The following is a 23,066-nucleotide window of genomic DNA, read 5'->3' as shown; positions in this document are numbered from 1 at the left end:
AGCGTTTTGTGTAGTGGGTTATTTTGCGCGTCCGCGTTCTACGCGGTAGCGGCGTACTAGGGCGTCGGTTGAGGAGTCGGATTGTTTGGTGGGGGATTCGTCGCAGGTGATGACTGGGAGTAGTGCTTTGGCTTGGGTTTTGCCTAGTTCGACGCCCCATTGGTCGAAGGAGTCGATGCCCCAGATGATGCCTTCGGTGAAGACCTGGTGTTCGTAGAGTGCGATCAGTTGGCCGACGACTGATGGGGTGAGTTTGGTGGCCAGGATGGAGGTCGAGGGCCGGTTGCCCGGCATGACCTTGTGCGGCACGATTGCGGCGGGGGTGCCTTCGGCGGCGATCTCGGCGGCGGTCTTGCCGAACGCCAGCACCTGGGTTTGGGCGAAGAAGTTGCTCATCAGCAGGTCGTGCATGCTGCCTTCGCCGTCGGCGGTGGCGAGATCGTCGACGGGTTGGGAGAACCCGATGAAGTCGGCGGGGATCAGCCGGGTGCCTTGGTGCAGCAGCTGGTAGAAGGCGTGTTGGCCGTTGGTTCCTGGCTCGCCCCAATAGATTTCGCCGGTCTCGGTGCTCACCGGTGAGCCGTCGCAGCGCACTGATTTGCCGTTGGATTCCATGGTCAGCTGTTGCAGGTAGGCTGCGAATCGGTTCAGGTCGTTGGTGTAGGGCAGGACCGCGCGTGATTGTGCGCCGAAGAAGCTGGAGTACCACAGGCCGATCAGGCCGAGCAGTGCCGGGGCGTTGTCTTCCAGTGGGGCGGTGCGGAAGTGTTCGTCGACAAGGTGGAAGCCGGCCAGGAACTCGGCGAAGCGTTCCTTGCCGATCACGGCCATCACCGAGAGGCCGATCGCCGAGTCCACCGAGTAGCGGCCGCCGACCCAGTCCCAGAAGCCGAACATGTTGTCGGTGTTGATGCCGAATTCGTCGACCAGCTTCTTGTGGGTCGAGACCGCCACGAAGTGCTTGGCCACTGCGGCATCGCCGAGTGCTTTGACCAGCCAGCGTCGCGCGGCGGTGGCGTTGGTCAGCGTCTCCAGTGTCGAGAAGGTCTTGGAGGAGACGACGAAAAGTGTTGTGGCGGGGTCGAGTCCGTCGAGTGTGGTGACCAGGTGGGCGGGGTCGACGTTGGACACGAAGCGTGCCGAGATGCCCGCGTCGGCGTAGTGCCGCAGCGCGTCGTAGACCATCACCGGGCCCAGGTCCGAACCGCCGACGCCGATGTTGACGACGGTGGTGATGCGCTTGCCGGTGGCCCCGGTCCATTCACCCGAGCGCAGCTTGTCGGTGAAGGCACCCATCCGATCGAGCACATCGTGTACATCGGCGACCACGTCGTGGCCGTCCACGGTGAGTTCGGCGTTGGCGGGTAACCGCAGTGCGGTGTGCAGTACGGCGCGGTCCTCGGAGGTGTTGATGTGCTCACCGGAGAACATGGCGTCGCGGTGCTGCTCCAGCTCCGCGGTGCGGGCCAGCTCCACCAGAAGCTTCACCGTCTCGCGGGTGATGCGGTGCTTGCTGTAGTCGATATAAAGGTCGCCGACGTTCAACACCAGCTCGGTACCGCGGGCGGGATCCTCGGCGAAGAACTCACGCAAGTGGGTCTCACCGATCTTGTCGTGATGACGGATCAGAGCTTGCCACGCGGCAGTAGTCGAAATATCGGCGCTCATGCTCATATGGAGAACCCTAGTGTGCGGTGATCGGGAATGGAGTAAATGATGAAGGTATGGATAGTGCAGCCTTGCTGAAGTCAGTTCCCACCGGACTGTGGATCGGCGGTGAGCAGCGGCAAGCTGCCTCGACTTTCGACGTCCTTGACCCCAGCGACGACCAGGTCCTGGCCTCCGTCTCCAACGCCACACCGGAGGACGCGATCGCCGCGCTCGACGCCGCATGCGCAGTTCAGGCCGAGTGGGCCGCCACGGCACCGCGCGAACGCGGTGAAATCCTGCGCTCGGTGTTCGAGAAGATCACCGAGCGTGCCGATGACATCGCCGCGCTGATGACCCTCGAGATGGGCAAGGTGCTCGCCGAGAGCAAGGGCGAGGTCAAGTACGGTGCCGAGTTCTTCCGCTGGTTCTCCGAGGAGGCCGTCCGCATCGACGGGCACTACGCCACCAGCCCCGCCGGGACCGGTCGCATCGTCGTCACCAAACAGCCTGTCGGCCCGTGCTACGCCATCACCCCGTGGAACTTCCCGCTGGCCATGGGCACCCGCAAGATGGGGCCGGCGTTCGCTGCGGGCTGCACCATGATCGTCAAACCTGCGCGGGAAACCCCGCTGACCATGTTGCTGCTGGCAAAACTCATGGACGAGGCCGGCCTGCCGAAGGGGGTGCTGTCGGTCTTGCCGACCACCAACACCGGCCCGGTCACCGCGGCCCTGATCGACGACGGCCGGCTGCGTAAGGTGACCTTCACCGGTTCGACAGGTGTGGGCAAGGCGCTGGTGAAGCAGTCGGCCGACAAGTTGTTGCGCACGTCGATGGAGCTGGGCGGCAATGCGCCGTTCATCGTGTTCGACGACGCCGACATCGACGCCGCCGTCGAGGGCGCCGTGCTGGCCAAGATGCGCAATGGCGGCGAGGCCTGCACGGCCGCCAACCGGTTCCACGTCGCCAACTCGGTGCGCGAGGAGTTCACCGACAAGCTGGTCAAGCGGATGAGCGAGTTTGCTCTCGGGAAGGGCATCGACCCGGCGTCGACGCTGGGTCCGCTGATCAATTCCAGCCAGGTCGCCACGGTCACCGAATTGGTCTCCGATGCGGTGTCCCGCGGTGCAAAAGTGGTGTTGGGCGGCGTCGCCCCCGACGGGCCGGGCAACTTCTATCCGGCCACCGTGCTCACCGAGGTGCCGCCCGACGCCCGCATCCTCAAGGAAGAGGTGTTCGGACCGGTCGCGCCGATCACCGGGTTCGACACCGAAGACGAAGGTGTAAAGGCCGCCAACGACACCGACTATGGGCTGGCGGCTTACATCTACACGCAGTCGTTGGATCGTGCACTGCGGGTCGCTGAGGCCATCGAGTCGGGCATGGTCGGGGTCAATCGCGGCATCATCTCCGACCCGGCCGCGCCGTTCGGCGGGATCAAGGAGTCCGGGTTCGGCCGGGAGGGTGGCAGCGAGGGCATCGACGAATACCTCGACATCAAATACATCGCGTTGACCAAGTAAGGATTTCCCCAGCGCGCCTTCCCGATTCGGCGCTGCGGCCCACTTAAACTTTCGTGCTCGAACCCCAGACGGGAGGGCATGAACGTGACTGCGGCGCCGGTCCGGGTTCCTGTTCGCCGGGCCACCGCCCGTCGCGACATCCCGGCACTGGATGGCATCCGTGCGATTGCCGTGCTTCTTGTCGTGGCCGGCCACGGCGGCGTTCCAGGCGTGGCCGGCGGCTTTATCGGCGTCGACATGTTCTTCGTGCTCAGTGGTTTCCTGATCACGTCGCTGCTACTCGACGAGCACCGCAACACCGACCGCATCGATCTCAAGGCCTTCTGGGTCCGCAGGGTGCGCAGGTTACTGCCGGCGATGCTGGTGATGACGCTGGCCGTCGTCGCCGCGCGTGACCTGTTTCCGCCCGAGTCTGTCGAAGACGTGCGCAATAGCGCCGTCGCGGCGTTCTTCTGGATCGCCAACTGGGGATTCGTGGTTCAGAAGGTCGACTACTTCACGCAGGGCGGTGCTCCCTCCCCGCTGCAGCACACGTGGTCGCTGGGGGTGGAGGAGCAGTACTACGTCATCTGGCCGGTGCTACTGGTGGGGGTGGCGCTGCTGCTGCGGGGCCGCTCCGCGCGCACCGTGCGGTGGGCGGTGTTCGGGCTCGCCGCGGCCGGCGTGGTGGCGTCGGCCGCGGAGGCCGTTCTGCTCGTCGGCGACGGCGCCGAGGATGTCAACCGCGTCTACTTCGGCACCGACACCCGCGTGCAGGCCCTGCTGGTCGGGGCTGCAGCGGCAGCCCTGCTGGTTCGGGACTGGTCGAAGCTGACGATGTCCGGCACGCTGATCCGCACTCGCTGGCAGCGCTGGGTCGCGTGGGTGCTGCCGGTGTTCGGGATCGCGGTGCTCGCGGTGGCCGCGCACTTGGCCACGGGCAGCGCCGACGAGTTCCGGCACGGCCTGCTGACCGTGGTCGCCGTGGCCGCAGTACTGGTGGTCGCGCCCGTCGCGCTCGACCAGGACGGGTACGTCGCGAAGGCTCTGGCGTGGCGCCCGCTCGTGGCGCTGGGCGCCATCTCCTACGGCGTGTACCTCTGGCACTGGCCGATCTTCTTGATCCTCGACGGGGAACGTACCGGGTGGACGAGCTGGTCGCTGCTGACGCTCAGATGTGCGGTCACGCTCGCGGCCGCCCTTGTGTCGTGGTGGCTGATCGAACAACCGGTGCGGCGTTGGCGCCCCACGCACGTGCCGATGCTGCGGTTGGCCGCTGCCACGGTGGCGACCGCGGCCGCGGTGACGATGGGTGCCCTGCCCGTCACGCAACCCACCGAACGAACCGGCCCCGACGTCATGTCGGCCGCCCTCAGGGAAGACGTCGGCGCCGAGGTGCCGGTCCCGATAGGTGGCGTCCCGGTCCGGGATCCCGGCACCAAGGTGATCGGCGTGTTCGGCGACTCGGTGGCCTGGACGCTCATGCGCTACCTACCGGCCACCCCCGGGCTGCGCTTCAGCGACTACACCACCATCGGGTGCGGCATCGTCCGCGGCGGCCCGTATCGGTCGAGCGGGGAAACCCTCAACCAGAAGCCCGAATGCGACACCTGGCCGGAACGCTGGACTCAGCGTGTCACCCACGACCGGCCCGACGTCGTGCTGCTGATGATCGGCCGCTGGGAGACCGTGGACCGCATGTGGCACGGGCACTGGACGCACATCGGCGATCCGGACTTCGACAAATACCTGCAGGGTGAGCTGCAGCGCGCATTGGACATCCTGGGCTCGACCGGGGCGCGGGTGGTGGTGACGACCGCGCTGTACAACCGGCGGGGGGAGCGGGCGGACGGCAGCCTCTACCCCGAGGATCAGCCGGCCCGCGTGCAGGAATGGAACAAGATCCTGCGTGCGGTCGTCGGCAAGCACCCGAATTTCGAGGTGCTCGATTTCAACGCCAAGCTCAATCCGGGCGGTGCCTACACTTCGCGCGTCGACGGCATCAGGATGCGCAGCGACGGTGTGCATCCGACCGCCGAGGCCGTGAAATGGCTCGCACCGTGGTTGGCGGACTCTCTACGCAACCTGCCGCCGGCACCCCCGCCCGCTGCTCCGCAGCGGCGGAAAGGCTAGTGGCCGAGGCGCCCCCGGCCGAGCCGCAGCAGCAGCATCGCGAGGTCTTTGCCCTCGGGGCCGAGCACGCTGAAGCGCTCGATGACCTTCATCTCGCGGCTGTGCACCAGGCGGGTGCCACCCGACGCCATGCGGGCCTGGCCGATCAGCTTGGAAACCTCGGTGCGCCGCTGGACAGCGGCCAGGATGGTGGCGTCGAGTTCGTCGATCTCGCGACGCAGGTCATCGATGTCAGGCACGGTCTCGATCGTCTCAGTCAATGCGGGCTTTTTGTTGTGTGGGGGCCTCATCTTCGGTGGCGGGCCTCACACACGAGACAGGCCCCGGATCCGATGCGGACCGCGGGGCGTGAAAACACGCATTCGAGTGTGCCACCGCTGCTCGGGCCGGCGCAAAACTGTCGTGGTGCGGCGGTAAGTTTGAGGTCGATATGACCACCTCGCCCGTCGCCTCCTCAGCTGTCTCAGAAACCGATCAACTGCTGGAGGGGCTCAACCCCCAGCAGCGCCAGGCGGTGCTGCACCAGGGCTCGCCGCTGCTCATCGTGGCCGGTGCCGGATCGGGCAAGACGGCAGTGTTGACGCGGCGGATCGCCTATCTGTTGGCTGCGCGCGACGTCGGGGTGGGGCAGATCCTGGCCATCACGTTCACCAACAAGGCCGCCGCGGAGATGCGCGAACGCGTGGTCGGCCTTGTGGGCCCCAGAGCCAGGAACATGTGGGTTTCCACCTTCCATTCTTCGTGCGTGCGGATCCTGCGCAATCAGGCCTCGCTGCTGCCCGGGCTGAACTCCAACTTCTCCATCTACGATTCCGACGATTCGCGGCGCCTGCTGATGATGATCGGCAAGGATATGGGCCTCGACACCAAGCGGTACTCGCCGCGGCTGCTTGCCAACGGCATCTCCAACCTGAAGAACGAGCTGATCGGCCCGGAGCAGGCCGTGGCCGAGGCCTTCGAGGCCGAAGAGGAGATGGCCCGCATCGTCGCCCAGGTCTACGCCGAGTACCAGCGCCGGCTGCGGGCTGCCAACGCCCTGGATTTCGACGATCTGATCGGTGAGACAGTCGCTGTGCTGCAGGCCTTTCCGCAGATCGCACAGTACTACCGGCGACGGTTCCGGCACATCCTGGTCGATGAGTACCAGGACACCAACCATGCCCAGTACATGCTGGTGCGGGAACTGGTGGGACACGACACCGAAGGCACCGAGGGCACCGTCCCACCCGCCGAGCTTTGCGTGGTGGGCGACGCCGACCAGTCGATCTACGCCTTCCGGGGCGCCACCATCCGCAACATCGAGGACTTCGAACGGGACTATCCCGATGCGACAACGATTCTGCTGGAACAGAACTACCGCTCCACCCAGACCATCCTGAACGCCGCGAACTCGGTGATCGCACGCAACGCCGGCCGGCGGGAAAAACGGCTGTGGACCGACGCCGGCGAGGGTGAGCGGATCGTCGGCTACGTCGCCGACAACGAGCACGACGAGGCCCGCTTCGTTGCCGAGGAGATCGATGCACTCGCCGACCGCGAAGGGCTGAAGTACACAGACGTCGCGGTGTTCTACCGCACCAACAACTCCTCGCGTGCCCTGGAGGAAGTGTTCATCCGGGCCGGTATTCCGTACAAAGTGGTTGGGGGCGTGCGCTTTTACGAGCGCCGGGAGATCCGCGACATCGTCGCCTACCTTCGCGTCCTCGACAACCCGGGCGACTCGGTGAGCATGCGTCGTATCCTCAACACGCCGCGCCGCGGGATCGGAGACCGCGCCGAGGCGTGCGTTGCCGTCTACGCCGAGAACACCGGCGGCAGCTTCAACGACGCTCTGCAGGCCGCGGCCGAGGGCCGGGTGCCGATGCTCAACACCCGCTCGGAGAAGGCGATCGCGTCGTTCGTCCAGATGCTCGACGACCTGCGGGGCAAACTCGACGGCGAGCTCGGCGATCTGGTCGAGGCGGTGCTCGAGCGCACCGGCTACCGACGTGAACTCGAAGCGTCCAACGACCCGCAGGATCTGGCCCGGCTCGACAACCTCAACGAATTGGTCAGCGTCGCACACGAATTCAGCATTGACCTGGCCAATGCCCAGGCGCTGGCCGAAGACGAACCGATCGACGAGGACATTCCCGACACCGGCGTGCTGGCCAAGTTCCTGGAACGGGTGTCGCTGGTCGCCGACGCCGACGAACTCCCCGAAGAGGGCGCCGGCGTGGTGACGCTGATGACTCTGCACACCGCCAAGGGACTTGAGTTCCCCGCCGTGTTCGTGACCGGCTGGGAGGACGGTATGTTCCCGCACATGCGGGCCCTGGGCGATCCGACCGAACTGTCCGAGGAACGCCGGCTAGCCTACGTGGGCATCACGCGCGCACGTCAGCGGCTGTACGTCAGCCGGGCCAAGGTGCGGTCGTCGTGGGGGCAGCCGATGCTCAACCCGGAATCCCGTTTCCTGCGGGAGATCCCGGAGGAGCTGGTCAACTGGCGGCGCGTCGAGCAGGCCCCGTCCTTGAGCGCGCCCGGTGGCGCCTCTTTTGGCGCCGACCGCTACAGCACCGCCCGTCCAGCCCCGGCGCGAGCCGCGGCGCGCAACCGCCCGCTGATCGTGCTGGAGCCCGGCGACCGGATCACCCACGACAAGTACGGTCTCGGCCGCGTCGAGGAGGTCTCCGGGACGGGCGAAACCGCCATGTCGTTGATCGACTTCGGCAGCGCAGGCCGGGTCAAGTTGATGCACAACCACGCGCCGGTGCAAAAGCTCTAGACGGCGCACCTCAGCTTCGCGGACCGGCACCCCACCGCCGGGTCGACGGCAGCAGCGTGAGGACGATCGCGGCGGCCGGCAGTACCGGCATCGCGTACACCACGGGATGGAGCTTGGCACCCGCGATGAAGAGGCTGCCGAAGATGAGCAGCCCGATGATCGAGCCGACGACGATCAGCAGCGGGCCCGTGCGTCGGCGCAGCAACAGAGAGATCAGCCCGCTGATGGTGGCCGCGGAGGAGATCGCGGTGAGGAAACCGATCGCCACGCAGAACAACCGGTCGCTGTGCCACCACCCGGCGATCAGGTCTGTGGCGATCATGGCGGTGGCCCAACCGCTGAGGATGCTCGCCGTTGCGGCTGCGACGGATGAACGGGGATTGGCGCCTGCGGAGTTGCGGGGAATCGTCACCGGCCGCGCGCGGGGAACGTAGCGGGTCTGTGCCTGCGCATCGCCTGCGGCGCGAGGGTCTGCGCCTGCGGGACGGCCGATCAGGCTGGTGGCGGGTTCGGCGTCAGCTGCCGTAGGGATGGCGCCAGTCGGATGGCGCCGGATGATGCGAGTGTGGTCGTCGGACCGGCCGGGTGAGGCTCTGTTGTCGGCGGCGTCGCTCACTCAGCCAACATAGTTGCCCGGGCTGAGCCCGCGCTGCGCCAGCCACGGCACCGGGTCGATGCGCTGCGTGCCGTTGAGCAGAACTTCGAAGTGCAGGTGCGGACCGGTCGAGTTACCTCGGTTGCCGACGGTGGCGATCTGGTCGCCGGCCATGACGCGCTGACCGACGCTGACGAGCCAGGTGTTGATGTGGCCGTACAGCGTCACGGTGCCGTCCGCGTGGCGCAGTTTGACCCAGGCCCCGTAACCAGCTGTCGGGCCCACATCGGTCACCACACCGTCGGCGACGGCCACGATCGGGGTACCGATCGGGCTTGCCAAGTCGATGCCGGCGTGCAGGACACCCCAGCGGTAGCCGAAGGTCGAGGTCCACACGAAACCCTTGGTGGGCATCACGAACAGCGGGCGGGACAGCCGGGCCTCACGCTCGGCACGCTCCTGGGCGAACGCGGCGGCCTTGGTGATTTCCTCGGCGTGCACGGTCGAGGTGTTGTTCGCGGCGACCGTCACGATCTGCATGCCGTCCACCGAGCCGGTGGTGGCGTTGCGTGCGGTGCTGAGGCCCGAGGCGACGATGGTGTCGTCGGCGCTCGCCTGCGTGCCGCTGGTCAACGAGTAGGCCCCCGCGGCGGTGGCGCCGGCGGCCATGGCGGCGATCAGCAGGCGGCTCTTGACCGGGCCCGGGGTTTCCTTGCGATGGGCGCCGCGGCGGGGGCTCATGTCGATGATGTCGGTGGCGGCGTTGCCGTCGCTCATATCGGTGTGGCTGTCGCGGTAAGCGTGGCTGGAGCTGCGATCGCTGCCGGCTTCGGCGCGGAATTCGGACGGGACGGCCAGCCGGGCCGAGATCAGATCATCGGTGTCGTGCAGGTCGTCGAGTTCAGGGGCGTGAATTACCCGGGATTCCCGGTCAAACGCACCAGAGCTGTCAAACTCCAGGTCGGAGAGCTTTCCGAACTCGTTGAACGGGATGATGTCGGTGATCTCGGCGGCGTCCAGGCGGCCGGTCGACGCATTTTTCCGGTCGCGAGCGTTCATCGATACCCCTGCGGGAGATACGGACGAACGATGGTGCGACAACCCCGGAAATCCTTCTCGTCGTGACCTCAGCGTGATCTGGACCAGAGGCACGTTAACCAAATCCCAATGATGGTGGCAACTCATCCGGCCATTCCGCTGCAGAATGTGACCTGTATCACCGCTAGGAGCCGGTGAGATATACCACATCGTCGGCAGACGGTGGTTGCCGCTCACGCGGTGATGGATACAGTGCCCACGGGCCCGTCAGACATACTCCAGACCGGGCAGCTTCGAAGTCAACGCAGACAGATACCGCCTCATAGAGGAAGCACATGGACCTTTTTGAATACCAGGCGAAAGAACTGTTCGCCAGGCACAACGTACCCACCTCGGCGGGCCGGGTCACCGACAACGCCGCAGATGCCAAGGCCATTGCCGAGGAGATCGGCAAGCCCGTCATGATCAAGGCGCAGGTCAAGGTCGGCGGTCGCGGCAAGGCCGGCGGCGTCAAGTACGCGGCCACGCCGGACGACGCGTTCACCCACGCGCAGAACATCCTCGGCCTGGACATCAAGGGCCACATCGTCAAGAAGCTGCTGGTCGCCGAGGCGAGCGACATCGCCGAGGAGTACTACATCTCGTTCCTGCTGGACCGCGCCAACCGCACCTACCTGGCCATGTGCTCGGTCGAGGGCGGCATGGAGATCGAGGAAGTCGCCGCCACCAAGCCTGAGCGGCTCGCCAAGGTGCCCGTCGACGCCGTCAAAGGCGTGGACCTCGCATTCGCCCGGTCGATCGCCGAGCAGGGCCACCTGCCCGCCGAGGTGCTCGACGCGGCCGCGGTAACCATCCAGAAGCTGTGGGAGGTCTTCGTCGCCGAGGACGCCACCCTGGTCGAGGTCAATCCGCTCGTCCGGACGCCGGATGACCAGATTCTGGCGCTGGACGGCAAGGTCACCCTCGACGGCAACGCCGACTTCCGCCATCCCGACCACGCCGAGTTCGAGGACAAGGACGCGACCGATCCGCTCGAGCTCAAGGCCAAGGAGAACGACCTCAACTACGTCAAGCTCGACGGTGCGGTCGGCATCATCGGCAACGGCGCGGGCCTGGTCATGTCGACGCTCGACGTCGTCGCTTACGCTGGTGAGAAGCACGGCGGCGTCAAGCCCGCCAACTTCCTCGACATCGGTGGTGGCGCCTCGGCCGAGGTGATGGCCGCCGGGCTCGATGTGATCCTGAACGACAGCCAGGTCAAGAGCGTGTTCGTCAACGTGTTCGGTGGCATCACCGCGTGTGACGCGGTGGCCAACGGCATCGTCAAGGCGCTGCAGATCCTCGGCGACGAGGCCAACAAACCGCTCGTCGTCCGTCTCGACGGCAACAACGTCGAAGAGGGCCGCCGCATCCTCGCCGAGGCCAATCACCCCCTGGTCATCCAGGCCGAGACCATGGACGCCGGTGCCGACAAGGCCGCCGAGCTGGCGAACAAGTAAGGGACACTTGATATGTCGATTTTTCTGAACAAAGACAGCAAGGTCATCGTCCAGGGCATCACCGGTGGTGAAGGCACCAAGCACACGGCTCTGATGCTCAAGGCAGGCACGCAGGTCGTCGGCGGCGTCAATGCGCGCAAGGCCGGCACCAAGGTGGCCCACGTGAATAAAGAGGGTCAAAGCGTCGATTTACCGGTGTTCGCATCGGTCGCCGAGGCCATGAAGGAGACCGGCGCCGACGTGTCGATCGCCTTCGTGCCGCCGGCCTTCTGCAAGGACGCCATCATCGAGGCCATCGACGCCGAGATCCCGTTGCTGGTGGTCATCACCGAGGGAATCCCGGTGCAGGACAGCGCTTATGCGTGGGCATACAACGTCGATAAGGGGCAGAAGACTCGCATCATCGGCCCCAACTGCCCGGGCATCATCACCCCCGGTGAGTCGCTGGTCGGCATCACACCGAACAACATCACCGGCAAGGGCCCGATCGGCCTGGTGTCGAAGTCGGGCACGCTGACCTACCAGATGATGTACGAGCTGCGCGATCTGGGCTTCTCGACCGCCATCGGTATCGGCGGCGACCCGGTCATCGGTACCACTCACATCGACGCCATCGCGGCGTTCGAGAAGGATCCCGAGACCAAGGTCATCGTGATGATCGGCGAGATCGGCGGCGACGCCGAAGAGCGTGCCGCCGACTACATCAAGGCCAATGTCACCAAGCCGGTCGTCGGCTACGTCGCGGGCTTCACCGCGCCGGAGGGCAAGACCATGGGCCACGCCGGCGCCATCGTGTCGGGCTCGTCGGGCACCGCCGCCGCCAAGAAGGAGGCCCTGGAGGCCGCCGGTGTGAAGGTCGGCAAGACTCCGTCGGAGACCGCCGCATTGGCCCGCGCCATCCTCGAGGGCTGATTTCCTCCCGCGAGCAGACGCGAATGTCCCCGCACGCCCGGCGTGTCGGGGACATTCACGTCTGCTCGGCAGCTAAACGCGACCGCCCAGGTGCTCGGCGAGGAAGCGTTCGACGGCGTGGTACATGTCGATCTGGTTGTCGGGGTTGAGGAATCCGTGCCCCTCGTCGTCCTTGACCAGGTATTCGACGGCGACCCCGCGCTTGCGCAGTGCCGCCACGAGGTTGTCGGATTCGGCTTGCACGACGCGGGAGTCGTTGGCGCCCTGGACAACCAGCAGCGGCGTACGTATCTGGTCGACCTTTGTGATTGGGGAGCGGGCCAGCATGTCGGCCTCCTGCTTCGGGTCGCTCGGGTCGCCGACGTACATGTGCCAATTGGTGGCGAGGAACGGCCGGGCCACGTTCGGCAGGGTGCGCATGAAGTTCGCGAGACTGGAGATCCCGACGTAGTCGATGGCCGCGGCGAAGACGTCCGGCGTGAACGTGACGCCGACGAGCGCTGCGTAGCCGCCGTAGGAGCCACCGAAGATGGCCACCCGGTCGCGATCGGCGTAGCCCTGCTTGACGGCCCAGTCGACCGCATCGATCAGATCGTCGTGCATCTTGCCTGCGAACTCCCCGATGGCCGCCTTGGTGAAAGCCTTGCCGTAGCCGGTGGACCCGCGAAAGTTGACCTGCAGCACCGCATTTCCGCGATTGGCCAGCATCTGCACGTCCGGCTGGTAGGCCCAGCAGTCGCGTGACCACGGACCGCCGTGCACCAGCAGCACCAACGGCAGGTCCACCGGGTCGATCCCGACTGGCAGTGTCAGATACGAATGCAGATCCAGCCCGTCGCGCGAGGTGATGGTGACCGGTTTCATCGGGGCCAGTGCATCAGGGTTCAGATTGGGGTGCGGCCGGAACAGCATTCGGCTCTCGCCCGTGGTGTGGTCGTAGAAATATGTTACGTAGGGGTCGCGGTCATGCATGAAGTTGACGACCCAGCGTCGTCCGCTGCTGTCGGACGAGATCACACCGAGATCACCGTCACCGAGCTGAGTCAGGTTTTGCAGCACCGCAGCGAAATCCGCGTCCAGCGCATGAATCACCTGGCGGTCACCGTAGTAGCGCGCCCCGATCAGTTCGCCCGTGCGCTGGCTGAGGATCAGCGGTGACGGCAGCACCATCTGCGCCGCCAGGTCGAGCGACGGGTGACTGTCCACCTCCGTTTCCACGCCGGTGGCGACATCGAGGCGGGCCAGCCTGGTCCGGTCGGTGCCGTGGTTGGATCCGAGCCACATGCCGGTGCCGTCAGGGGTGATCGCCACGGGATGGATGCCCACCGGGTAGTCGCTGCCATCGTAGGTCTTGATGGGTCGTAACGCCTTGGTGGCGGTATCCCATTGCGACAGTTCGACATCGCCGTCGGCGGTCAGCACCGAGGTGAAGAGGTCGCCGTGCTGGCTGCACATCCAGCCGATCACGGTGCCGGGATTCTCCGCGAGCAGCGTGAGTTCGCCGGTGGCGATGTCGAGTTCGTAGGCATCGAAGAGCTCAGGGTTGCGCTTGTTGAGCTGGACCATCGCCTTGCCGGGACGCCCCTTGAGAATGTCGAAGTCCGATCGCACACCGGGGAACGGGGTGAGATCGACCGCCGGGCTCTCGGGATCGTCGAGGTCGACGCGGTAGATGTGCCAGTTCTCGTCACCGCCGGTGTCCTGCATGTAGAGCAGCCGGCGCGAATCCGGGGTCCACCGGTAGATGTACACGCTGCGGGTCTCGTCGGCCGTCACGCACTGAGCCTCGGTGTCCCCGTCCAGGTTCTCTATCCACACGTTGAGCCGGTTCTTCCGCGGCGCGAGATAGGCGATTTTGGTGCCGTCGGGTGAGATGGTCGCTGCGGTGCGCACGGGTGGGCTGAAGAAATCCTCGACGGTGATGAGCTCGGGTAGCGCCATGGCGGTCCTTTCGCTGGGCAGGCTTGTTCGACGGGCCTGCGGTTGTCGGCTCGTGATGCGTATTCGGTTGTGGGATAAGGGTTTATGACGTAACCGGCCCGCCGAGCCGGCCGTTGGTGGCTTCCCGGATGGCCCGGTCCATGAGTGCGAGCGCCTCGTCCTGGCTCACGGTCTTGCCGTCGACGACGATCGCTTTGCTGACGTCCTCGTCGACGACCCGGAACGCCCCGGTGACGGCGGCCGCGCACAGCCGCACGGTGAGATCGTCTTCCGGCAGGCCCAGCCGGTCCGCGATCACCGGGATGAGTCCCTGCTCCATCCGGTCGTGCACCATGAGATAGGCCGTGCGCAGCGCGGGATCGGCCGCCGTCATGGTGGCCAGCCGCACCGCGCTGAGCTCGTCCTGGATGTCCTGCGGTGACAACGGATGCGCAATGCTGTCTGCCGCAAGGTGTTCGGACAACGACAGCTCGTGCGGCCAGCGCCGGGCACTGGCCAGGAACCGGTCGGCCGACTTGGCGAGCAGCGGTTCGACGCAACTTTCCTTGCTGCGAAAGTAGCGCCAGATCGTGCGGGTGGAGAGCCCTGCTGCCTCGGCGATGTCGTCACCGCTGGTTGCGGCCACGCCTCGTTCCCAGAACAGGGTGCAGGCGATGCGCGACACCGCCAGACGTGCCTGGTCCTGCTTCTCGCCGATTGCCCTCACCTCCCGAACGTGTCACTTAGTGACAGCTCAACTGTGTCACTAAGTGACACGTTCGTCAAGGCGCCGGCGGGGTCAAACGCGCCTGTCGCGGTACTGCACGACACGACGCAGCAGTGGATCGCTCAGGTCGTACCACGTGGCGCGGCGGTCGCCCTCGTCCGATTTCGCACCGACCACCCACCGGCCGGTGGCAAGCCGGCCCAGCGCGGCCGATGCGGTCTGGTTCGAAACACCCACGGCGGCAGCGAGGTCGGACACGGTCCGGGCGCCTTCGCCGCGCGCGAGTTCGACCACCAGGCGCTGCTCGCCGGTCGGCAATTGCCACAGCCGCTGCTGGTACGACGGGGCGAGCCGGTCGAGAAGCGCGGCCACCACCGGCTCCCACGCCTGCAGTGCCGGTACGTCGACGACGTCGGCGACCATCTGCCACAGGCGCGGTGAGCCGCCGATCAACCGTTCGATGGCGGCAAGCCGGTCCCGTCCCTCGGGGGTGTGGAGGTAGTCGGCGAGTTCGCCTGCCGGCGCGATGATCTGGGCGCCCTCATCGGCTGTCAGGTCAGGTAGCTCCTCGACGATGAACGAGCCGTACCACGGGTGGGTGCGCGATGCGACGGCCGGGAACAGGGCCGGAGCCGTGCCGAAAAGCATGACGGCGGTTGATGTTTCGACCCACGCCCGCAGGCTGCCCTGACCGGCCTCGCCGATGGCCTCGAACACCCGGTCCAGGTTCTCGACCGCGACCAGGATCATTCGGCCCTCGGCCAGATCGAGAATGCCGCGCTCCAGTCCGATGACGTCGTTGCGCAGTTCTCGCGCATCGGGACGATACGGCCGGATGAGTTCGACCAGAAGGTCACCGTAGTTACCGATCGCCAGCGAGTCTTCCGGAAGTATCAGTGGGAGCGTATTTTTCGCCGCGTCATGATCGGCCAGTGCACGGTGGACCACGACGTGCAGCGTGTGCGTCTTGCCGCTGCCGCGCGGACCGATCAGCAACGTGTGCGGACGGGAGCCGTCGCGGACCGCGCCGGTGATCCGTTCGGTGAGCCGCGACAGCAATGCCGACCGCCCGACGGTGTGCGTGTCGAGTTCGGCCGGGTCGACCGCGGCCGGGGTGAACAGCGGAAGACTCACGGGTTTGTAGCCTTTCGCGCGCTCGCTCATCGCCGCATGGCCAGCCACGCGGCCTGCACCAGACCCGACGCGAAGCAGTCGTCGTCGCCGACCCGCCGTAGATAGTGATCCTGCTCGAGGCGTTCGATGAACGACACCAGTTGATCGCGGTCTCGGATCGGTGATCCTTCGGACTGCAGAAGGTGCGCTGCGGCGTCGACACTCAACGGGCGTTCGGCGTGGGCGTAGATGTCGAGCAGATTGGCGATGGCTGCGGCGTCGTCGCCGTAGTAGCTGCGTAGCCGGTCCCGGTAGTGCCGCAGATCCCACGGGTCATGCGGGTCGATGACGGCAGCCCGCAGCAGCGCAGGTATCTGGTCGGGCCGGACCGGTCCGACCTGTGCCGAGGCCGCGACCAGATGCTGGATGTAGTACGGCACATTCTCGGCTGTGGCCGCAATGGATTCGGCAACCAGGTGGCGGTCCGTGACGGCGGCCTGTGCGCCGAGCAGCAGACATTCGGCCAGATAGGTGGCATGGTCATGGCGGATCGGCCCCACTGTGACTTTGCGGATGTCGTTCACCGAGCTCAGTGCATCTTCCGAAACATGGTGAAAGCCAATCGATCCCGAGAGAACGGTGGCCAGCCGACCGGTGTTGTCCTGTCGGAAGCGGCGCAGCAGGTGCAGGAATGCGTCGCCGCCGCCGGGCTTCTCGCGTTCCAGGTTGCGCGCCAGCACGGTGACTTCGTCGATGAACAGCACCAGCGGTCCACGCTCGGCGCGGCTCACGGCGCGCTGCAGCAGATCATCTAGGGCGGCCTCGGCGTGGGTTCGTTCGAAGCGGATCGGTCCGGTGACGAACGCGACCTTCCACCGTTCGACTTCCTGACGCAAGGCATTGTCGACGCGGCCCAACTCGCCCGCCAACGCGGTGACAAACTCGGCGTAGGTCTGGCGTTCGGCGCTGACCGAGACGACTGTCAGTCCCTGCTGGCGAGCGGTATGCGCGACGAGCCGCGCCAACGACGTCTTGCCGTGCCGCCGGTCTCCGACCAGCGCCGCGCCACCGTCGGGCAGGCTCGCGAGGATCTCCTGCTCTTCACGGACCCGGCCGACGACGTTCGCCGGCGGCACGATACCGCCCACGACCAGGGTCATCGGTCGGATCGGCCAGGTCATGGTCCAAGTCTACGTTAGTACCGATGTACGTTATATTTGATGTACGTCTGGTGAAACGTACAATTGCTGCTGTGATTGCGCGCGTATGGCTTCCAGGTGCCCGCGCAGCATGGTGTGGCGTTGTCCGACGGACCCTTGTGGCCGGTGAGTTCGTCTGTGTTCCAACCGAACGCATTGCCGACCACGTCAAGTTCGCCTACTGGGTGCCCAATGTCAGTGGTGGCCTGGTAACCAGCAATATCGAGTAGTGCACCGACTGGAACTATCACTACAACGCAAAACTGGCACAGACCGCGGAGAACAGCGGGTCCAAGTACGCGTTGAGTCAGGTTCGCTATGAGGCCAGCTACGGCGCTGAGTTCCAGCACGAATCGACCAGTTTCAGCCTTGCTTTGTTGTTGGCAACGCAGCGGCTCAAGGTCATCGCGGCCGTCCACCCGGGTCTGTGGCAACCGGCCGTGCTGGCCAAGCTCGGCGCGACCGCCGACCACCTGTCGGGCGGCCGGTTCGCGGTCAATGTGGTGTCCGGCTGGTTCAAGGATGAATTCACCCATCTGGGCGAACCGTGGCTCGAACATGACGAGCGCTACCGCCGCAGCGCCGAGTTCCTGCAGGTGCTGCGCAAGATCTGGACCGAGAACAATGTCGACTTCCGCGGCGACTTCTACCGCAACCACGACTTCACCCTCAAGCCCAAGCCACTGAACACCGCCGAACGTCCCAACTCGGAGCTGTTCCAAAGTGGTAACTCCACCGCCGCACGTCACAACGGCGGCTACTACGCCGACTGGTACTTCTCCAACGGCAAGGATTTCGACGGGCTGACCGATCAGGTGATCGAGGTGCGCGACCACGCGCGGGCTGCCGACAGGGAGGTGCGGTTCGGACTCAACGGCTTCATCATCGCCCGCGACACACAGAAAGAAGCGAAGGAGACGTTGAAAGAGATCATCGCCAAGGCCGACAAACCCGCGGTGGAAGGGTTCCGCAACGCCGTGCAGCAGGCCGGAAATTCGACCGGTGACAAGAAGGGGATGTGGGCGGATTCCAGCTTCGAGGATCTGGTGCAAGTACAACGACGGATTCCGCACTCAGCTAATCGGTACTCCGGAGCAGATCGCGGAACGTATTGCCGCGTACCGCAAACGCGGTGTCGACCTGATCCTCGGCGGATTCCTGCATTTCCAAGAGGAAATCCGCTGGTACGCGAAATCGAGGCGGCCGAACAGGATTCGGTCAATGCTCCTGTTCTGGTACCGGCTTGAGACCGGAATGACACCCGGAGCGTGTGCCAACCACACCTCCCGGTGCGCTAGCGTGGAAGCTTGAAACGCTCAGGCGGTCGTGATGATGCCCGCGTGAACGCGCTACGCGACGCCCGACCAGCACAGGAGAGGTTCATGTCCTACCCGCCCAGCAGCCCCGGATACCCGTCTGCCCCGCAGCCGACCTCGCCGTACGGTGCGCCCCAGCAGCCCAGCCGGCCCACCGCCTCCGCAGCTCCCGCAGGGGAGAGCCCGCTGCCCACGTATCTGCTCGCCGCCGTGGCCGGCCTCGGTGTGGTGACCTATGTGCTGAGTTTCGCTCTCGACGCCAAGGACGGTGTCGGGCTGAATGTGACGCTCGCGCTCACCGCAGGTCTGCTGGCCGGCGTGGGCGTCCTGCCCAAGCAGAAGAACATCGCGGGTGTCGCCGCGGTGCTCTCCGCCGTGGCTTTCCTGCTGACCCTTTCCGCGGTGGTGGCCGCTGGCGACGGTGGTTGGGCGCTGTATGTCGTCCTGGGCCTCACCCTGGTTCAGACTGGCGTCGCTGTCTGGGCCCTGCTGTTGCAGTCGGGCGTCATCGCGCCGCCGGTACCCAAGCCGCAGTTCGAAGCGCAGGTCCCGCAGTACGGCCAGTACGGTGGCCCGTCGCAGTACTACGGGCAGCAGAGTCAGCCCCAGCACGGCGGTCAGCCGTATCAGCAGGCGCCGCCGCAGCAGCGCTCGAGCTACCCGTCGCAATACGGCAGCTACTCCGGCGGTCCCAACACCGGTGGATTCTCCGTTCAGAGCCAGCAAGGCGGGCCGCAGGGTAGTCACAGCAGCTCGGCGACCCCGCCGACCGGTTTTCCCGCATTCGGACAGCCGCAACAGCAGCCGTCGTCCAGCAGCTCGAATGCATCTGCGCCGACCACCCAGGTTCCGACGCAGCAACCGACGCAGCCGTCGTCCTCCCAGCAATCTGGCCCCTCACAGTCGTAAGCTGGTCCGCGCGTGTGCAACCCGCGCACGCGTGATCACCTGCGAGGAGCGGCCCACCCCGTGAGCAACCGGCCAGCCGGCACACGCCAGGCGCGTGAACTGCTTCGGGTCGCGTTCGGTCCGTCCGTCGTGGCGTTGGTGATCATCGCAGCAGTCACACTGCTGCAGTTGTTGATCGCCAACAGCGACATGACCGGCGCGTTCGGTGCGATCGCCAGCATGTGGCTCGGCGTGCACCAGGTGCCAGTGTCCATCGGTGGCCGGGTACTCGGAGTAATGCCGTTGTTGCCGGTGCTGTTGATGGTGTGGGGGACGGCACGCACCACGGCGGCGGCAACCGCGTCCAACTCGTCCTGGTTCGTCACGCGGTGGGTGGTGGCCTCGGCGTTGGGCGGCCCGATGCTGATCGCCGCGGTCATGCTGGCCGTCATCCACGACGCATCATCGGTGATCACCGAGCTGCAGACTCCCGGCGCGCTGCGGGCTTTCACCGGCGTACTCGCCGTGCACGCAATTGGTGCGGTCCTGGGCGTGGGGTGGAAGGTCGGTCGACGCATCCTGCAGCGGTCGCCGCTGCCGAATTGGCTTCCCGACGCGCTGCGTGCGGCCATGGCCGGCGCCGTCGCTCTCTTCGGACTGTCCGGTGCGGTCACCGCCGCTTCGCTGGTCGTGCATTGGGGCACGATGCATGACCTGTACGCCATCACCGACACCGTCCTCGGCCAGTTCAGCCTTACCCTGCTTGCCATCCTCTACATACCCAACGTGATCGTCGGGACGACGGCCATCGCCGTTGGCTCCAGCGCCCATGTGGGATTGGCGACCTTCAGCTCGTTCACCGTCTTCGGTGGTGACATCCCCGCGCTGCCTGTGCTGGCCGCCCTGCCGACGCCCCCGCTCGGGCCGGTGTGGGTGGCGCTGCTGATCGTCGGGGCCGCATCCGGGGTCGCGCTGGGGCAGCAGTGTGCGCGCCGCCCGCTGACCCTGGGGCCCGCGGCGGCCAAGCTCGCGGTGGCGTCGGCGGTCGCCGCGGTGATGATGGTGGTGTTGGCATACGCCGCAGGCGGCCGGCTCGGCAACTTCGGTGAGGTCGGCGTCGACCAGGCCACGTTCGGGCCGGCGGTGTTCGTGTGGTTCGCCGGGATCGGTGGGCTGACCGTGGTGATGTCGGGAGGCATTGCCCGCTCGGCGAGGCGAGTCGCCGAGCCTGTACCCGAGCCGCAGGCCGCAGAGCCGTTCGACGACGAGGTGGCAGCTGAGTATCAGGCTGATGAGTACGAAGCTGATGAGTACGAAGCTGAGCCCGCTGACTATGAGGACGAAGCCGAAGTCGAGTACGAGAACCGTCACCACCCCGATGACGAGGAGCCTCCGCTCGACGTCGAGGAAGTAGACGTCGACATCACCGACGACGAACCGCTCGTGGCGTGGTCGAGTAGCGATACTGCCGCAAGCACCGACCGTTCCACTCACTACCCGGAAGATCCGGAGGAGCACTTCATCGTCGATCATGACGTGACCGGCGATGAGCCGCGCGACAGAGCCGACTAGGCTGCTGCGCGTGCAGCAACCGCTTCATGTGCCCCCCTGTGCGCCCGCGCGGCTTGTCGTGTTGGCTTCAGGCACGGGATCGCTGCTGGCTTCGCTACTGGCCGCCGCTGTCGACGAATATCCAGCCCGGGTGGTTGCGGTCGGGACGGACCGCGCGTGTGCCGCGCTCGATATCGCCGCAGAGGCCGGGGTGCCGTCCTATACGGTCCGCTTGGGCGACCATGCCGATCGGGCCGCCTGGGATGCGGAGCTGACCGCCGCGACGGAGGTCCACGAACCTGATCTGGTGGTCTCCGCGGGCTTCATGAAGATCCTTGGGCCCCAGTTTCTTTCGCGCTTCAACGGCAGGGTGGTCAACACCCATCCGGCGTTGCTGCCGGCATTCCCGGGAGCGCATGCGGTGCCTGAGGCGCTGGCGTACGGGGTGCGCGTGTCCGGGTGCACGGTGCACCTGGTCGACGCCGGAGTGGATACCGGGCCCATCCTCGCGCAGCGCGCCGTGGAGGTGGACGACGGGGACTCTGAAGAGACGTTGCACGAGCGCATCAAGGTCGTCGAACGGCGACTTCTGGTGGACGTGCTGGCCGCGCTGGCAACCCGCGGCGTGACCTGGACCGGACGAAAGGCGACCTTCGGATGTTGAGGACACAGCGATGAGCGACAAGCGACCGATCCGGCGCGCATTGGTCAGCGTCTACGACAAGACCGGCCTCGCCGACCTGGCCCGCGGCCTGCACGAGGCCGGCGTGACCATCGTCTCCACCGGTTCGACCGCGAAAACCATTGCCTCGACCGGTGTTCCGGTGACACCGGTCGAAGAGGTGACTGGCTTCCCCGAGGTGCTCGACGGCCGGGTGAAGACTCTGCACCCGCGCGTGCACGCCGGTCTGCTGGCCGATACCCGTAAGCCGGAACACCTTGCCGCCCTCCGGGAGTTGAATGTCGAGGCGTTCGAGTTGGTGGTGGTCAACCTCTACCCGTTCACCGAGACCGTGGAATCCGGTGCGTCGGTCGACGAATGCGTCGAACAGATCGACATCGGCGGCCCGTCGATGGTGCGGGCGGCAGCCAAAAACCATCCGAGCGTCGCGGTGGTGGTGGACCCGCTGGGCTATGACGGTGTGCTGGCCGCGGTACGCGGTGGCGGTTTCACCCTGGACGAGCGAAAGAAGTTGGCGTCGTTGGCGTTCCGGCACACCGCCGAATACGACGTCGCGGTGGCCGGCTGGATGGCGTCGACGCTGGCACCCGCAGAAGGCTCTGGGCCCGCGTCCGTCTTGCCCCAGTGGTTCGCCGGCACCTGGCACCGCAGCGCGGTCCTGCGGTACGGCGAGAACCCGCATCAGCAAGCCGCCGTGTACCGCGACGATTCCGTGTGGCCGGGCCTGGCGCAGGCCGAGCAGCTGCACGGCAAAGAGATGTCCTACAACAATTACACCGACGCCGACGCCGCATGGCGGGCCGCGTTCGACCACGAAGAGATCTGTGTCGCGATCATCAAGCACGCCAACCCGTGTGGCATCGCGATCTCGTCGGTTTCGGTCGCCGACGCGCATCGCAAGGCGCACGAGTGCGATCCGCTGAGCGCGTTCGGCGGCGTCATCGCCTCGAACACCGAGGTCAGTCTGGAGATGGCCGAGGCGGTCGCGGACATCTTCACCGAGGTGATCATCGCGCCGGCCTACGAGCCCGGTGCCGTGGAAGTGCTTGCGCGCAAGAAGAATATCCGCATCCTGGTTGCCTCGGAGCCGCTGACCGGAGGCGTCGAGATGCGCCAGATCAGCGGCGGTGTGCTGTTACAGCAGCGCGACGCGCTCGATGCCGAAGGCGACGACCCGAACAACTGGACGCTGGTCACCGGTCAGCCGGCCGACGAGCAGACGCTGACCGATCTGACTTTCGCCTGGCGGACCTGTCGGGCGGTCAAATCCAATGCCATCGTGGTCGCCAAGGACGGCGCCACCGTCGGTGTCGGAATGGGCCAGGTCAACCGGGTCGACGCGGCGCGCCTGGCCGTACAGCGCGCGGGGGACCGCGTGGTGGGCGCCGTCGCGGCCTCAGATGCGTTCTTCCCGTTCCCTGACGGGCTCGAGACTTTGACGCAGGCGGGGGTCAAGGCCATCGTGCACCCCGGCGGGTCGATGCGCGATGATGCGGTCACCGATGCCGCCGCCAAAGCGGGAATCAGCCTGTACCTCACGGGCGCCCGGCATTTCGCCCACTGAAATTGGCGAC

General features: G+C 66.2%; 17 protein-coding genes and 1 pseudogene. 10 read left to right on the top strand and 8 right to left on the bottom strand.

The genetic code is table 11. The features are described from left to right. Window positions 1–18 precede the first annotated feature (18 nt). Entirely contained in the window at window positions 19–1,668 is a 1,650-nt protein-coding gene (pgi, locus tag H276_RS0116205; protein WP_019970639.1) for a glucose-6-phosphate isomerase, read from the bottom strand. 56 nt (window positions 1,669–1,724) lie between these two features. Between pgi and H276_RS0116200 the strand changes: the two genes are divergently transcribed. After that, complete coding sequence (locus H276_RS0116200) at window positions 1,725–3,173, top strand: NAD-dependent succinate-semialdehyde dehydrogenase (protein ID WP_019972346.1); 1,449 nt, start codon at window positions 1,725–1,727, stop codon at window positions 3,171–3,173. Between the two features lie 78 nt (window positions 3,174–3,251). Continuing rightward, window positions 3,252–5,285, top strand: a complete 2,034-nt coding sequence (locus H276_RS0116195; protein ID WP_019972345.1) for an acyltransferase family protein — start codon at window positions 3,252–3,254, stop codon at window positions 5,283–5,285. On the opposite strand, the gene H276_RS0116190 is transcribed toward H276_RS0116195, so the two are convergent. After that, a complete protein-coding gene (locus H276_RS0116190; RefSeq protein ID WP_196807935.1) occupies window positions 5,282–5,575 on the bottom strand; it encodes a chorismate mutase in 294 nt (97 codons plus the stop codon). The two genes, H276_RS0116195 and H276_RS0116190, sit on opposite strands and share 4 nt — an antisense overlap. Window positions 5,576–5,715: 140 nt before the next feature. Here H276_RS0116190 and pcrA point away from each other — a divergent pair, with 140 nt between their 5' ends. Next, complete coding sequence (pcrA, locus tag H276_RS0116185) at window positions 5,716–8,052, top strand: DNA helicase PcrA (RefSeq protein WP_019972343.1); 2,337 nt, start codon at window positions 5,716–5,718, stop codon at window positions 8,050–8,052. 10 nt (window positions 8,053–8,062) lie between these two features. On the opposite strand, the gene H276_RS0116180 is transcribed toward pcrA, so the two are convergent. Next, window positions 8,063–8,668: a hypothetical protein gene (locus H276_RS0116180; RefSeq protein WP_019972342.1), complete on the bottom strand. Its 606-nt coding sequence runs from the start codon at window positions 8,666–8,668 to the stop codon at window positions 8,063–8,065. Continuing rightward, window positions 8,669–9,706: a M23 family metallopeptidase gene (locus H276_RS0116175; protein WP_019972341.1), complete on the bottom strand. Its 1,038-nt coding sequence runs from the start codon at window positions 9,704–9,706 to the stop codon at window positions 8,669–8,671. Window positions 9,707–10,020: 314 nt separating this feature from the next. On the opposite strand from H276_RS0116175, the gene sucC reads away from it, so the two are divergent. Further along, on the top strand, window positions 10,021–11,184 hold the full coding sequence (gene sucC, locus H276_RS0116170; RefSeq protein ID WP_019972340.1) for an ADP-forming succinate--CoA ligase subunit beta: 1,164 nt from the start codon (window positions 10,021–10,023) through the stop codon (window positions 11,182–11,184). 12 nt (window positions 11,185–11,196) lie between these two features. Then, window positions 11,197–12,096, top strand: a complete 900-nt coding sequence (gene sucD / locus H276_RS0116165) for a succinate--CoA ligase subunit alpha (protein ID WP_019972339.1) — start codon at window positions 11,197–11,199, stop codon at window positions 12,094–12,096. A 72-nt stretch (window positions 12,097–12,168) separates the two neighbouring features. On the opposite strand, the gene H276_RS0116160 is transcribed toward sucD, so the two are convergent. From H276_RS0116160 to H276_RS0116145, 4 genes are all read right to left on the bottom strand, one after another. Next, entirely contained in the window at window positions 12,169–14,037 is a 1,869-nt protein-coding gene (locus H276_RS0116160) for a S9 family peptidase (RefSeq protein ID WP_019972338.1), read from the bottom strand. Between the two features lie 82 nt (window positions 14,038–14,119). Then, entirely contained in the window at window positions 14,120–14,734 is a 615-nt protein-coding gene (locus tag H276_RS0116155; protein ID WP_026357069.1) for a TetR/AcrR family transcriptional regulator, read from the bottom strand. Between the two features lie 81 nt (window positions 14,735–14,815). Beyond that, window positions 14,816–15,907, bottom strand: coding sequence for a MarR family transcriptional regulator (locus H276_RS0116150; RefSeq protein ID WP_019972336.1), 1,092 nt, complete (start codon window positions 15,905–15,907; stop codon window positions 14,816–14,818). Continuing rightward, window positions 15,904–17,016: an ATP-binding protein gene (locus tag H276_RS0116145; RefSeq protein ID WP_026357068.1), complete on the bottom strand. Its 1,113-nt coding sequence runs from the start codon at window positions 17,014–17,016 to the stop codon at window positions 15,904–15,906. The genes H276_RS0116150 and H276_RS0116145 overlap by 4 nt, the downstream gene beginning before the upstream one ends. Before the next feature lie 158 nt (window positions 17,017–17,174). Between H276_RS0116145 and sfnG the strand changes: the two are divergent. The 5 genes and pseudogenes from sfnG (at window position 17,175) to purH (ending at window position 23,056) form a co-directional block, all read left to right on the top strand. Beyond that, window positions 17,175–18,366: pseudogene (gene sfnG, locus H276_RS23120) on the top strand (dimethylsulfone monooxygenase SfnG). Between the two features lie 71 nt (window positions 18,367–18,437). Beyond that, window positions 18,438–19,280 (top strand): DUF5336 domain-containing protein, encoded by an 843-nt coding sequence (locus H276_RS0116135; RefSeq protein ID WP_019972334.1) that lies wholly within the window; start codon window positions 18,438–18,440, stop codon window positions 19,278–19,280. A gap of 60 nt (window positions 19,281–19,340) precedes the next feature. Next, window positions 19,341–20,831: a DUF6350 family protein gene (locus H276_RS0116130; protein WP_019972333.1), complete on the top strand. Its 1,491-nt coding sequence runs from the start codon at window positions 19,341–19,343 to the stop codon at window positions 20,829–20,831. A 10-nt stretch (window positions 20,832–20,841) separates the two neighbouring features. Further along, window positions 20,842–21,474: a phosphoribosylglycinamide formyltransferase gene (purN, locus tag H276_RS0116125; RefSeq protein WP_026357067.1), complete on the top strand. Its 633-nt coding sequence runs from the start codon at window positions 20,842–20,844 to the stop codon at window positions 21,472–21,474. 10 nt (window positions 21,475–21,484) lie between these two features. Continuing rightward, on the top strand, window positions 21,485–23,056 hold the full coding sequence (purH, locus tag H276_RS0116120) for a bifunctional phosphoribosylaminoimidazolecarboxamide formyltransferase/IMP cyclohydrolase (protein ID WP_019972331.1): 1,572 nt from the start codon (window positions 21,485–21,487) through the stop codon (window positions 23,054–23,056). Window positions 23,057–23,066 lie beyond the last annotated feature (10 nt).

Origin of the sequence: Mycobacterium sp. 141 (assembly GCF_000382405.1) — a bacterium.
In the GTDB taxonomy this organism is placed as follows: domain Bacteria; phylum Actinomycetota; class Actinomycetes; order Mycobacteriales; family Mycobacteriaceae; genus Mycobacterium.
The sequence above is the reverse complement of the archived record's forward strand: the minus strand, read 5'-3'. Positions and strand labels throughout refer to the sequence as shown.

Bases quoted from the DNA above. Each gene is read 5' to 3' on its own strand.
- pgi (WP_019970639.1), bottom strand. From the start codon at position 1,668: ATGAGCGCCGATATTTCGACTACTGCCGCGTGGCAAGCTCTGATCCGT.
- H276_RS0116200 (WP_019972346.1), top strand. From the start codon at position 1,725: ATGGATAGTGCAGCCTTGCTGAAGTCAGTTCCCACCGGACTGTGGATC.
- H276_RS0116195 (WP_019972345.1), top strand. From the start codon at position 3,252: ATGAACGTGACTGCGGCGCCGGTCCGGGTTCCTGTTCGCCGGGCCACC.
- H276_RS0116190 (WP_196807935.1), bottom strand. From the start codon at position 5,575: ATGAGGCCCCCACACAACAAAAAGCCCGCATTGACTGAGACGATCGAG.
- pcrA (WP_019972343.1), top strand. From the start codon at position 5,716: ATGACCACCTCGCCCGTCGCCTCCTCAGCTGTCTCAGAAACCGATCAA.
- H276_RS0116175 (WP_019972341.1), bottom strand. From the start codon at position 9,706: ATGAACGCTCGCGACCGGAAAAATGCGTCGACCGGCCGCCTGGACGCC.
- sucC (WP_019972340.1), top strand. From the start codon at position 10,021: ATGGACCTTTTTGAATACCAGGCGAAAGAACTGTTCGCCAGGCACAAC.
- sucD (WP_019972339.1), top strand. From the start codon at position 11,197: ATGTCGATTTTTCTGAACAAAGACAGCAAGGTCATCGTCCAGGGCATC.
- H276_RS0116160 (WP_019972338.1), bottom strand. From the start codon at position 14,037: ATGGCGCTACCCGAGCTCATCACCGTCGAGGATTTCTTCAGCCCACCC.
- H276_RS0116150 (WP_019972336.1), bottom strand. From the start codon at position 15,907: ATGAGCGAGCGCGCGAAAGGCTACAAACCCGTGAGTCTTCCGCTGTTC.
- H276_RS0116145 (WP_026357068.1), bottom strand. From the start codon at position 17,016: ATGACCCTGGTCGTGGGCGGTATCGTGCCGCCGGCGAACGTCGTCGGC.
- H276_RS0116135 (WP_019972334.1), top strand. From the start codon at position 18,438: ATGTCCTACCCGCCCAGCAGCCCCGGATACCCGTCTGCCCCGCAGCCG.
- purH (WP_019972331.1), top strand. From the start codon at position 21,485: ATGAGCGACAAGCGACCGATCCGGCGCGCATTGGTCAGCGTCTACGAC.